This is a genomic window from Streptomyces sp. NPDC005811, assembly GCF_040630405.1.
Taxonomy (GTDB): Bacteria; Actinomycetota; Actinomycetes; order Streptomycetales; family Streptomycetaceae; genus Streptomyces.
The window spans coordinates 41239-52885 of record NZ_JBEXXK010000072.1 but is presented as its reverse complement, the minus strand read 5'-3'; the positions used below and the strand labels follow the sequence as shown (position 1 = coordinate 52885).

Genomic DNA, 11647 nt, shown 5'->3' with positions numbered 1-11647 from the left:
CCAAGCAGCAGAGTGCCGAGCAGCAGGTCTCAATGCATCAACAACTGGCCCTTTTCATCCGTACGCGGGTGGGGACGTTCATGTGTACGCCGACACGGGGCAGCAAAGGCGCAATGACCTCACGGTTCGCGGTGCTGGCAGTGCGGCCCGCGGGCAAGCAGTCCTTGGCCGCGGCTCAGGAGGCGGGCGGCGGCCGCAACCGATGGGACGGCGTCCTGCCCATCCAGACACTCCTCGTCGAATGGCCGCACGGCCATGACACTCCGACGGACTTCTGGATATCGAACCTGCCCGCCAGCACACCGATCGCTGACCTGGTGCGGTGGGCCAAGATGCGCTGGCGGATCGAGCACGACTACCGCGAGCTCAAGCATGGCCTCGGACTGGACCACTTCGAAGGCCGCACCTGGCGTGGCTGGCACCACCACGTCACCCTCGTCACTGCCGCCCAGGCATTCCTCACCCTCAGGCGGCTCGACCCAAAAGTCCGCACACCGGCCTGACCCTCTACCAGGTCCTCGACGTCCTTCAAGACCTGCTGAGGTGCTGGACCGGTACCTGCACCACCTGCGGCCACCCCCTGCCCGGCCCTCGGAGCAGCCGCAGACAGCCCAGAACCTAACGAAGCACTACTAGGACCTGTCCGGTCGATCACGTTCCCGCGCCGGTGACTGCGGCGGAGGGGCCTGATGAGGGCAACAGAGGTGCCTGCACTCGCCAGAGCGCGAGACGGGCAGGCGCCCGGCCCGTATCAGGCCAGACACCGCCAATCAACCGCGTCGGTCGCGTCAGGGCACGTCCATGATGAGAGCCGTGAGTGGTCGTTTCACCGAGTGCCTGTTTCTAAGCCTGAGCCGGCTTTGGGTCCTCAGCTGAGCCGAGAGGCCGTGGACCGTCTCAGAGGCGGACCTTTGCCATGTCTGCCAGTGTCCGGCCGTTGTCAGTGTTTGCAGGCAGGATCACGGGCATGACGCCGTTGCTTCTTTCCGACATCGAACGAGCCGTTCGCAGCAGCTGGAGTGCCGAGACGTGCACTCCTGAGTTCCGGTCGCGCTGGACCGAGGACAACCCGGCTCGGGACCAGTGCGGGGTGACCGCCATGGTGCTCAATGACCTGCTGGGAGGGGAGCTGATCCGCGGGGAGGTCCACGTCAACGGAGAGCGGGTGGACTACCACTGGTGGAACCGCCTGGGCATGGGCATTGAGGTCGATCTCACGCGCGAGCAGTTCGGGCCGGAGGAGACTGTCACTGGCGGCATTGTCGTCCCCCGCCCGCCCATGACCGAGTGGCGCAGGCTCCGTGAGGAGTATGAGCTTCTCCGCGACCGGGTCTTGAAGAAGCTCAATCAGCAGCAGGTATCCGCCTCTGTGGCCGTGCCTCGGCAGCCATGTGCGGAGCTCGTGGATGAGATGGTCGAGCGCGTTGACGAGCAGGACCAGGTCTTGGCGGTGGTCTGCCGGGGCGAGGCCGTTCGCCGTGGCTGGTTGCATCGGATCGCCGTGACGGTATGCCGGGATCGGGAAGGCCGGATTCTCGTGCAACGTCGTTCCGAGCACGTCGCTCGGTTCCCGGGGCACTACGAGGTGGCGTCGGGCGGTGCTGTTGCCGCGGGCGAGTCCTATCAGGAAGCCGCATCACGCGAACTGGCCGAGGAACTGGGTGTTCGAGCGCCGGTCCGCTTCATCGTGAAGTTCCTGAACCGCAGCGGGCTCAGCCCCCATTGGCTCGCCGTGCACGAGGCTGTCCTGCTCGACAATCCGAATCCTGACCCGGACGAAGTGATGTGGCACGGCTGGCTGTCGGAGTCCGAGCTCCTCAGCTCGATGCGAGAGAACCTGTTCACTCCGGATACCCATGACACTTTGAGCCACTACTTTGCCGCCGTGGAGCGGGGAATCGTCTGACAAGACGAGTTCACGCAGCGTGCGTGATCTCGGATGAAGTGACGGGCGGGCGGCGGTCCAAGCTCTTCCCGCAGGTGAGCCGACGGGTCATGAGGGTGATGGCGACCCAGGTGATCAGGGTTTCGGAGAGTTGGACGAGCCGTTCGTAGTCGCGCGCATGCCGGCGGGCATGCATCATCCAGGCCCAGGTCCGTTCGACGCCCCAGCGACGGGGCAGCACGATGAAACCGGAGGAGTCCTTCGGCCGGCTGACCGTCTTGATCGTGAGGTTGAGATGCTTCTTCGCCCAGGTCACGAGCTTTCCGGCGTAGGCGGAGTCGGCCCAGACGATGGTGATCTCGGGGTGCATGAGGCGGAGGCGGAAGAGAACTTCCTTGGCCGCGTGGCTGTCGTGGAGGGTCGGCGGGGGTGACCATCACGAACAGAGGATGGCCTCGGGTGTCGACGGCGAGGTGGCGCTTGCGGCTGTTGATCTTTTTGCCCGCGTCGTAGCCGCGGGAGTCCTTGCCGACGGTCTCTGCCGCGGCCTTGACGGACTGGGAGTCGATCACGGTGGCCACCGCCCGGGGGCCTTTGCCCATGTCCCGGCGGATTCGGCTGGCGAGCTGGTCGCGGATCTGTCCGATCACGCCAGCAGCGGCCCAGCGGCCCAGCGGGCCATGAAGCCCCAGACCGTTCTCGATGGGGGGAAATCCGCGGGTAGGGCCCGCCATTTGCAGCCGGTGTCCACGACGTAGCGGATGGCATCGACGATCTCGCGACGGGGATGTTTCTCGGGCCGGCCGCCGCGGCTGGTCTCGCAGGCCGGCTCCGGCAACAGCGGTTCGAGCAGAGCCCATTCCGCGTTCGTGGTGTCGGAGGGATAGCGACGCTGACGCATGGCGGCGGTATCCCTTCGGATCGGATGGGGAAGGACCGTTCGGCCGGAGGCCGGGCGCCCCTCGGTGGTGGTCAGGAAGAGACGACGAGGTCGAGCGTGGATTCGATGGAGTTGAGCTAGGCGACGATGTGCCGTACCCATTGTCGCCCGGGTGGGCGGCGGCGTGCGGGGCGACCGTGCCGGTGATGAACCGGCGGAACTCGGTCAGTTTCTCGGTGAGTACGGCCCGTTCGTATGCCTCCAGCGCGGCCCGTTCGGCGCCGAGCTGGTAGCCGTCGGCCCTGGTCCAGATCAGTGGTGGCCAGCCGTTTTCGGCGATGATGTCACGCAGGGCGGCCAGTCCCGACCTGACTTGGCTGGGGGACGGTTCGCTCGCGCGGGTCAGCTGGGGGAAGAGCAGCCCTGCGGGTCTGGCTTCGAACGGCACGAACCGCAGGGTGTCCGCGTGCCGCTGGGCGGCCTCGCCCCGACGCCGTGAGGGGCGGGGCACGACTACTCGCCCCGCAGCATGCGGGCCAGCTCGCCGTCCATGTCGACCTTGCCGGTGTCGACCGCGGTCTCGATCCGGTCGAGCGTCGCCCTTACCTTCGCGACGTTCTCGTGCACGATCGTGCGCTCGTCCTCGCCGAGAGTGCGGTCGCGCAGGCCGGCAACGGCCCGGCCGACCGCGGCGACGAACGAGTGGCAGGCGGTGACCAGGTCCAGGAACTCCACTGTCCTGCCGATGTGACGGACCGCCGGGGCGACCGGGCTGGTGTCCTCGAACTGCTCGCGAGCTTGCCGGCCCCGCTCGACCTGGAAGCGGGCTGTGTCGTCGCTCATCGCCTTGAACGCGACCTCCGGCCTGCGCAGCAAGTTCGTGGCCGCCGTGGTGGCCACGTGCTCGTCGCGGGTGAACTCCTCCACCACCCGGGCCTTGTCCATCGTGGTCACCTTGGCCGTCACCTCCGGCCGCTTCAGGAAGTCGCTGGTCACCGCTGCGGCGACCTGGTCGTCCTGAACGAGCGTATGGATCGCGGTGATCTTCTCCTTCGGCGTCACCGGTGTCTCGACCCGATTGCCGACCCGTCGGCCGGCGTCGTCCGGCGTCCACCGGGCCTTGCCCTCGGGCGGCGTGAGGATCGTGTCGAACCGTTCCTGATCGTCCTCGATGTAGGCCAGGATCCGGTGAACGGTGTAGGAGACGTCCTTCTGCCGTCGGCCGGCCAGCGCGAAGACGTCCACCTCGCCGACTTCACGGTGCTGAACTTCAGGCCGATGTCCTCGGCCAGCCGTGTGAGCGTCGTGGTCACCGACCACTCCGGGTCCACCGCGTGGTGGCCGCCCGGCTCTCTCATCGGCTCGATCTCCAGGGCGCGGTCCCCGATCGTGAACTGCCCGCGCGTCTGCTGTTCCACCACGTCCCGCAGCTCGGACACGATCTGCTCGTAACGGGAATGGCTGACGTTTCCGACCTTGTCGATCTCCTCCGCCATGGGTTTCACCACCCATGCGGGCCGCAGCACGGAGCTGACGTCCGTGATGTGGACACGGCCCGCTCATCACCGAGAGTCAGACCGAAAACCCACTGATCACAATGAACGACCGCAACTGACCGGATCCTGACCGAAGTCGGACTCAGAATGCGTTCCCGATGCGGTCACTGTGCCCGTTCGCCGAACGTTTCCTTCCGGCGCCTCCAGGCCCTCACGACACACCGCCGCGAGCAGTAGACGGCGTTCGACCTCCGGTCGACGCCGGCCACCCACCGGGCCCCGCACTCGGGACACTCGACCTCGCCCGCACCGCTCAGCGCGGCAGTCGTGAGCTTGCGCAACCGCAGTTCCATACGCCACTGCCTGGCACGACACGCCGCGGAACAGAACAACGCGTCAGGCCGCGAACCCGGCCTCAGCCGGTCGCCACAAGCCCGACAGTTCCTCTCCCCGGCCCACCCGCTGCCCTGGGACACCACGCCAGCGTAGAACCCAAGGCTACTCAAAACAGGGGATCAGAAATACGTACTGACGGACCTGACCTCTGCTTGTGGATGAGATCCGGCCGGCCCGATCGTTACGGCGTGGAGAACAGACCGGGCCCCGGAGGTGAGGTGCCGTCGGCGCGGATACCGTTCGTGACCCGAAGGAACTCCAGCCTCTCCGCGTCGACGGAACCTGCGGCCACTGTGTACACGACGAGGCGGACGTCGCAGCCCGGGACGGTGAGCACGTCGCAGTCGCACGTCACCTCGCCGACCTGGGGGTGCACGATGGTCTTGCGGGCCGAGACGTGCGGACCGACCGCCCCCTCGTCCCACAGCCGGCCGAACTCCTCACTGGTGGACCGAAGTTCCTCGACGAGGCCGATCAGTCCGCGGTCGCGGGGGTAGTTGACGAGAGCCGAGCGCAGATCGGCGACGAGGGCGGGGCCCAGGGCGTCGCCCTCCTGGAGCACGGGCCAGGCCGCGAGCCCTGAGGGCCCTGCGGCGAAGACCGCCCGCGCCAGGTTCCGCTCGACGGGCGTCCGCGCGCTGGGGTCGCCCAGCAGCACTGCCCATGCGGGAGTCCAGGACAGCAAGGTCCAGTCGGCACTGAACACACCGACGGGGAAATCTCCGAGGCGAGCCAGCATCCGTTGGACCCCTGCCGGCACATGTGTGGAGATCATTCCCTCCTGGGGAGGGAGGAGGCCGGCCAGCCGGTAGGCGTGATCGCGCTCCATGGGCTGCAGTTGCAGGGCCCTGGCCAGGCTCGCGACGACCTGCGCCGAAGGGCTCGTGGCGCGCCCCTGCTCCAGCCGCACCACGTAGTCGACCGACAGCCCTGCGAGCTCGGCCAGCTCCTCGCGCCGCAACCCCACCGCCCGTCGTCCGGGCCGCGAAGTCCGCCCGACGTCGAGAGGGGAAAGCCGGTCGCGCCAGCGGCGCAATGCCGTGCCAAGGGTCTCGTTCACCCGACCATTGTGTCCGCCGGACAGCCGCTGTGCCTGGTACTGGCCGTCCTACCGTCGTCCAGGGCACTGGTTGTGCCCTCGTCACGAGCCGAGAGTGAACGCATGACAACAACGTTCATCACCGGAGCCAACAAATCCCTCGGGTACGAGACCGCCCGCCGCCTGATCGAGGCCGGCCACACCGTCGTCATCGGCGCTCGTGATCCAGAGCGCGGCCAGGCGGCCGCCGACGCACTCGGTGCCCGCTTCATACAGATCGACGTGACGGATGACGCGTCGGTGGCCGCGGCTGCCGACGATGTGCGAGCCCGCGAGGGCGGCATCGACGTCCTGATCAACAACGCTGGCGTCCTCGGGACACACAACCCCGCCGACCAGATCACGGCCGCTGACGCCAGCGAGGTGTTTGACGTCAACGTCGTGGGGATCGTCCGGGTGACGCATGCGTTCCTCCCCCTGCTGCGCACGTCTGCGAACCCGGTCATCGTCAACGTCTCCAGCGGCATGGGGTCGTTCGCGGCCACCCACGACCCCGGGCGCGTCGAGGGCCGGTACACCGCGCCGCTCTACACCGCGTCGAAGGCCGCCGTGACCATGCTGACCACGCAGTACGCGAAGTCCTGGCCGGACGTGAAGGTGAACGCGGCCGACCCGGGCTACACCGCGACCGACTTCAACGGGCACAGCGGCTCGCAGACAGTGACCGAGGGGACCGACGCGATCGTCGAACTCGCCACCCTCGGGGCGGACGGGCCGACCGGGACCTTCCGTGACCGACACGGGGAGATGCCCTGGTGATGCACCGCTGAACTCGGGACGCGCCCGGCACGGACGAGGGTTCCAGGGCGGCGAACTGGTGCCGAGGTCCTTCATCTCGCCGGGCTCGGCACCCAGGAGTGTCCTGGCCTGCCTCCTGATATGACACTCGTTATAGCCGTGTGTACCCTGAAGCTCTCTATAACGACTGTCATAGGAGGATCTCGTGACGATCATTACCGTGAACACCCCGACGGGGCGCCTGAGCCAGGAGCGGCGCCGCACGCTGGCCGAGACGCTGACGGACGCGGTCCTCGTGCCTGAGGTGGGGCAGTTCGCTCCGCCCGCGCGGGTCGGGTTCCAGGTGCACTTCGTCGAGCGCGAGCCCGACATGATGGCCATCGGCGGCCGGCTCCTTGCGGACATTGGTCCGGACGCCGACGTCATGGTGATCGACGTGGCGGTGATGGACGCAGACTGGCGTCAGGAGGTCAGGACCGCCGTCATTGAGCGCATCCTCGCCGCGATGGCCGACGCCTGCGGCCTGCCGCAGCCGTCGCCGACCTGGTGGGTCAACTTCCGGGTCATCGACGAGGGCAGCTGGGGCTCCAGTGGCGGCGCGCTGTCCGTCCTCTCGCTCCTCGACAGTGGTGTGTTCACCGAGGAGAAGGTCAAGGCGATCCGTGCCGCGCTCGGCGCGTGACCTCGGGTCCGCGCGTCCCCTCCCATCGGGATGGGCGGACGCGCGGGCCTGACGGACGCGGGGGCCGCCCGGTCGCGCGGGCCGCCCGGTCGCGCCGACCCCGGGAGCGTCAGCCTGTACGACTGTCGGCCGACCGCCGCTTCAAGCGGTGTCCACCGCCACCGCGTCCAGGTCTCCACCGGCGTGCTCGGCCACGGCGGGCCGCAGTACCGGAGAGGACGACGGTCGCGCCACGGCCGCCGCCATCCAGAACGACTCTCGCGCGCGGCAGCGCTGCTGCCGCAGCAGGCCGCCCCGGCATGAGATGGATGGATCGACCGGTCAGCTCCTGGTGGCGCCGGTGATGAGGGCTTCGAGCTGTTCGGCGGTGCGGTCGAGAGGCTCGGTGCTGCGCTGGGCGCGGCACATGGCCACCGTGCCCTCGACGGCGGCGACGACGAGCGTCGCGAGCTGCGCGGCCTGGTCGGCTTCGGCGCCGTGCTCGCGCAGGGAGGCGGCGAGGAGGGCCTCCCACTGTTCGAAGACCTCGGCGGCGGCAGCCAGGGCGGGTGGGACCTCGTCGGCCGGGGGTTCCTCGATGGCCACAGCCAGGACGGGGCAGCCTGCGTGGAAGTCACTCTCGACGACGATCTTGCGCCACAGGGCGAGGAACGCCCGGAGGCCCTCGGCCGGGCCCGCCTCCAGCTCCCTGCTCAGACTGCGGGCCACCCACTCGCCCGTGAACCGGACGGCCTCCGTGGCCAGCTGCTGCTTGCCCTCGGGGAAGTAGTGGTACGTCGAGCCCAGCGGCGCCTTGGCGTGCTTGGCCATCTCCCGGATGCTCGTGGCGCTCAGACCGCGCCGGCTGATCATGTCCGCCGCACCGGCCACGATGCGCTCGCGCGACGGCGTGCTGCTCTTGGGCACCTGTGCACTTCCCCTCTGGCTATAACGTCCGTCATAGTCTACCGTGACCGGCGTCTATAACGAACGTCATAGGAGCTGCCATGCCCATGATCCGGTTGACCGTCCCCGCAGGTGCCCTCACCGAGGAGGCCCGCGCCACTGTTCAGCGCGACCTCGCCTCCGTACTGCTGCACTGGGAGGGCGCGCCCGACACCGCCTTCTTCCGCGCCCAGGCGTGGAGTTATCTCGTCGAGCTGCCCGAGGGCGCCCAGACCACCGCCGAGGACGTCGCGCCCCGCTTCCTCGTGGAGGTGACCGTGCCGGAAGGCGCACTCTCCGAGCGGCGCAAGGCCGGACTCGTCGAGGACGCGACGAAGACGGTCCTGTCCGCCGCCGGTCTCGATCCGGCCGAGGCCCTGCGCGTCTGGGTGCTCGTCCACGAACAGCCGGACGGCACCTGGGGCGCCGGCGGCTCCGTCATCCGCTACGCCGATCTGGTTGCGCTGGCGCAGCAGGGTAAGGAGCAGGCCGATGCGTGAGCTGACCTACGTGGGCCGCCGCGCGGTCGAGTGGCGCGAGGCCCCGGACCCCACGGTGCGGTCCGGCCAGGAGGCGATCGTCGCTCCGGTCGCCGCGACCTCTTGCGACGTGGACTCCGCGATCCTGGCAGGCCACGGCTTCATCGACCCGCCGTTCGCCCTCGGCCACGAGTGCGTCGCCCGCGTCACCGACGTCGGCGACGACGTGACCGCCGTCGCTCCCGGCGACCTCGTGGTCGTGCCCTGGTCCATCAGCTGCGGTGCCTGCGACCACTGCCGCACTGGGCTGACCGCCCACTGCACCTCGGTCCCGCACATGGCGATGTACGGGGCGCCGATCGGCGGCAGCTGGGGCGGCCTCTTCTCCGACCTGGTCCGCGTCCCGTACGCCGACGCCATGCTCGTCCCGCTGCCCGCCGGCCTCGACCCGGTCGCGATGGCCTCGGCGAGCGACAACTGGTCGCTGTCCTGGCGCCTGGTCGCCCCCCACCTGAAGGCCCGGCCCGGCGCCCGGGTACTGGTCGTCGCCCGCGGCAGCATCGGTCTGTACGTCTGCGACATCGCCCGCGCCCTCGGTGCCTCCGACGTCCTGTACGTCGACCCCGACCCCGAGCACCGCAAGGTCGCCGAAGGCTTCGGCGCGCGTACCGCCGAGGCGATCGAACCGATCCGGCACGGCTTCGACCTCGCCGTCGAGGCGACCGGCCGCGTCGACCAGCTCACCCTCGCCGTCAGATCCCTTGCGCCGGAGGGTATCTGCGAGTCGGCCGGCAACCACTTCCGCCCCGGCGAACTGCCGCTGCTCGACATGTACCTCACCGGCGTCACCCTGCGCATCGCCCGCGACAACGTCCGCGCCCACATCCCCGACGCCCTCGACCTTGCCGCCTCAGGCACCGTCGACCCCGCCCGCGTCGTCTCCCACATCCTCGACTGGGAACAACTTCCCGACGCCCTGCCCGAGAAGCACCTCAAACCCGTCTTCGTCCGCGACACCACCCCGCCCCAGGCCGCACGCTGACCACGCCGTCGTACCCGCGACCACGCACAGAGACACCCGATGAACAAGCCTCTGACCACCACCCCGCTCCATCCCGCGGCCGAGGGCGGCCTGGCACACCGGCGGGCGATCTCCGCCCTCGGACACGAGCTGCGCCTGCTCGTCGACGCCACCGTCCGCACCGCGGCCTCCCCGGAAGCCCTGAATCACCTGGCAGACGGAGTCCGCGCCCTCACCGGAGAGCTCACCGGTCGCCGTCGCGGGCCGAAGGAGACCCCCGAAGTGGACGAGTTCCCGGGCGGCGTACGGATGTACAGCCCCGTCACCGGCCTCGGCAGCCCGCTCGCGCCACCGATGCACGTCACGCCCGTCGACGGCGGCGTCACAGGGCGGTGCCTGCTCGGCATCGCCCAAGGCTTACAGCAACCGGCCCTGTCGCGAGTACTTGCGACGCCGGGGCATCCGGCACACGATCCTGGAGAAGGACGACAGCCGGGCCGCCCGTCTGCGCAGAGGTTCACGCGGCGGGCGGCCACCGGCTTTCGACGAGGACCGCTACAAGAAGCGCAACACCGTCGAACGGGCCATCAACAAGCTTGAGAACCACCGGGCGGTGGCCACCCGCTACGACGAGCGCGGCTACGTCTTCCTCGGCACCGTCACCGCAGCCGCCGTCGTCATCTGGCTCCGCACGTGATCGGCCGGACAGCTCCAAATACGCGGGTCTCGATGTCAAGCCGTCTGCGGTGGTGACGGTCCGTCAGGATCCATGTCTGTGCCTCGCTCGCCTGACAAATGCAGACGGTTGCTGTGACTCTGATGCCCATGGACTGGAGCTCAGCGCTGTCGACCGCCATCGGCGCGGCGATCGGCATCGTGGCCACCCTCATCGCGGACCGCAACCGCTGGCGCCGTGACTTGTCCAGCCGGGCACTCGAAGTGCGTCGGGAGACATATACCGAGTTCATGACAGCCATGAACGAGGCCGGCGAAGCCATCCGTGCTGTCAGCCTCGGTGATCATTCGGGTGACACGTCGCTGGATTCCGTGGTCCGAGAGGCGTTCCGATCCTCAGGAGTTCACGCCGCGCTTGAGCGCCTGCGGCTGGTAGCTCCGCCGGCAGTAGAGGCCGCCGCGTATGCGGCGTTCCGCTCAATGCGCCACCTGCGCGATCACTACGCCGCCGGCAGCGAGCCCACCGAAGCTAGGGCGCACTCCACACGCATGGAGCTTGAGCGCAACTTTCAGACTCTGCGCGAGCTGATGCGCAAGGACCTCGCCGCGGCAACTGACTAGGCCGCGACGAAAGAGGCTCAGGTGCTGCTCAGGAGGCTTCTCCGTCGGGCGGCTGAGGAGTCCGTCGAAGATCTGCTCGCGGGCCACCTGGCCTTTGGCCGCCGCGTCGTCCCGCTGGCGTTCGAGCGTGGGCCGGAACTCGATCGTGGTGACGAACAAGGTGCAGGACTCGCAGATCGACTCGAAGTGACAGTCCAGCTCAACCGGGCAGCCGTCCTTGCCGATGCACACCGCCAGGCGCCGGTCGTAGCGCGGCGGCCAGAAGTGGGGATGGGCACGCTGCTGGGTGTAGGTACGGCCGACACGCAGACGGTGGACCTCGACGTGGTCGCCGGCCTCCAGGCGGCGTACCGCCCGCCGTACGGCCGCACGCTGGGCGTCGCTCGGCTCTTCGGCGCCGTAGACGACGCGGGCGAGGCCGGTGACCGACGTGGCCAGCCGGGTGCCGTCGATGCCGCTGAGGCCGCTGAGGCCGCTGAGGCCGCCGGGCTCGCTGCGCACGTACGCCAGCACGGCCCGCTGCACCCGCCCGAGTCCTCGTGGCGCAGTGGCGGCCAGCCTGGAACGGCAGTTTCGTCTGCTTCTCGAGGAGGCGGGTGGGCTGGTGGCGGCGCTGCGCGAGACTGAGGCACGCCGTCAAGAAGCGCGCACCGGCTTTCTGGAGGACTGAGGGGGACAAACGCAGTAGGAGGGCGCCCCACCTCGTCGGGCGAGCGAAACTGAGCATGAACTCACTGATGGTCAACCTTTG

10 protein-coding genes and 5 pseudogenes are annotated in these 11647 nt (G+C 68.9%); 9 read left to right on the top strand and 6 right to left on the bottom strand.

All coding sequences use genetic code 11. The features are described from left to right. From ABZ490_RS46315 to ABZ490_RS46305, 3 genes and pseudogenes are all read left to right on the top strand, one after another. Positions 1–503: transposase (locus tag ABZ490_RS46315; protein ID WP_359004906.1), on the top strand; the 503-nt coding region annotated here is incomplete at its 5' end. Between the two features lie 464 nt (positions 504–967). Then, a pseudogene (locus tag ABZ490_RS46310) lies at positions 968–1357 on the top strand (hypothetical protein); the annotation flags it as partial. Positions 1358–1411: 54 nt separating this feature from the next. Further along, positions 1412–1906, top strand: coding sequence for an NUDIX domain-containing protein (locus tag ABZ490_RS46305; RefSeq protein ID WP_359004918.1), 495 nt, complete (start codon positions 1412–1414; stop codon positions 1904–1906). Positions 1907–1916: 10 nt separating this feature from the next. On the opposite strand, the pseudogene ABZ490_RS46300 reads toward ABZ490_RS46305, so the two are convergent. The 4 genes and pseudogenes from ABZ490_RS46300 to ABZ490_RS46285 form a co-directional block, all read right to left on the bottom strand. Beyond that, positions 1917–2786, bottom strand: a pseudogene (locus tag ABZ490_RS46300) (IS5 family transposase). A 116-nt stretch (positions 2787–2902) separates the two neighbouring features. Then, positions 2903–3276 (bottom strand): annotated as a pseudogene (locus tag ABZ490_RS46295) (RacP protein). Between the two features lie 2 nt (positions 3277–3278). Beyond that, positions 3279–4261, bottom strand: a pseudogene (locus ABZ490_RS46290) (DUF6192 family protein). 577 nt (positions 4262–4838) lie between these two features. Next, positions 4839–5717, bottom strand: a complete 879-nt coding sequence (locus ABZ490_RS46285; RefSeq protein ID WP_359004903.1) for a helix-turn-helix transcriptional regulator — start codon at positions 5715–5717, stop codon at positions 4839–4841. A 102-nt stretch (positions 5718–5819) separates the two neighbouring features. Here ABZ490_RS46285 and ABZ490_RS46280 point away from each other — a divergent pair, with 102 nt between their 5' ends. Further along, positions 5820–6515: an SDR family NAD(P)-dependent oxidoreductase gene (locus ABZ490_RS46280; protein WP_359004900.1), complete on the top strand. Its 696-nt coding sequence runs from the start codon at positions 5820–5822 to the stop codon at positions 6513–6515. A gap of 184 nt (positions 6516–6699) precedes the next feature. Next, on the top strand, positions 6700–7176 hold the full coding sequence (locus ABZ490_RS46275) for a tautomerase enzyme (RefSeq protein WP_359004897.1): 477 nt from the start codon (positions 6700–6702) through the stop codon (positions 7174–7176). A gap of 321 nt (positions 7177–7497) precedes the next feature. Here the strand turns inward: ABZ490_RS46275 and ABZ490_RS46270 are convergent, their stop codons facing one another. Next, positions 7498–8082 (bottom strand): TetR/AcrR family transcriptional regulator, encoded by a 585-nt coding sequence (locus ABZ490_RS46270; protein WP_359004895.1) that lies wholly within the window; start codon positions 8080–8082, stop codon positions 7498–7500. An 80-nt stretch (positions 8083–8162) separates the two neighbouring features. Between ABZ490_RS46270 and ABZ490_RS46265 the strand changes: the two genes are divergently transcribed. The 3 genes and pseudogenes from ABZ490_RS46265 to ABZ490_RS46255 form a co-directional block, all read left to right on the top strand. Beyond that, the gene (locus ABZ490_RS46265; RefSeq protein ID WP_359004892.1) at positions 8163–8600 is read left to right on the top strand and encodes a tautomerase family protein; all 438 of its coding nucleotides are present in this window, start codon (positions 8163–8165) and stop codon (positions 8598–8600) included. Next, positions 8593–9621: an alcohol dehydrogenase catalytic domain-containing protein gene (locus ABZ490_RS46260; protein WP_359004889.1), complete on the top strand. Its 1029-nt coding sequence runs from the start codon at positions 8593–8595 to the stop codon at positions 9619–9621. Before ABZ490_RS46265 ends, ABZ490_RS46260 begins: the two co-directional genes overlap by 8 nt. Before the next feature lie 391 nt (positions 9622–10012). Beyond that, positions 10013–10297, top strand: a pseudogene (locus tag ABZ490_RS46255) (IS5/IS1182 family transposase); the annotation flags it as partial. A gap of 455 nt (positions 10298–10752) precedes the next feature. On the opposite strand, the gene ABZ490_RS46250 reads toward ABZ490_RS46255, so the two are convergent. Then, positions 10753–11421, bottom strand: a complete 669-nt coding sequence (locus ABZ490_RS46250) for a hypothetical protein (protein ID WP_359004886.1) — start codon at positions 11419–11421, stop codon at positions 10753–10755. Between the two features lie 22 nt (positions 11422–11443). Here ABZ490_RS46250 and ABZ490_RS46245 point away from each other — a divergent pair, with 22 nt between their 5' ends. Then, on the top strand, positions 11444–11566 hold the full coding sequence (locus ABZ490_RS46245; RefSeq protein WP_359004883.1) for a hypothetical protein: 123 nt from the start codon (positions 11444–11446) through the stop codon (positions 11564–11566). Positions 11567–11647: the final 81 nt, after the last annotated feature.

What these genes read in the sequence shown, in the direction of transcription:
- ABZ490_RS46305 (WP_359004918.1), top strand. Translation starts at nt 1,412, where the DNA reads ATGGTCGAGCGCGTTGACGAGCAGGACCAGGTCTTGGCGGTGGTCTGC.
- ABZ490_RS46265 (WP_359004892.1), top strand. Translation starts at nt 8,163, where the DNA reads ATGCCCATGATCCGGTTGACCGTCCCCGCAGGTGCCCTCACCGAGGAG.
- ABZ490_RS46280 (WP_359004900.1), top strand. Translation starts at nt 5,820, where the DNA reads ATGACAACAACGTTCATCACCGGAGCCAACAAATCCCTCGGGTACGAG.
- ABZ490_RS46260 (WP_359004889.1), top strand. Translation starts at nt 8,593, where the DNA reads ATGCGTGAGCTGACCTACGTGGGCCGCCGCGCGGTCGAGTGGCGCGAG.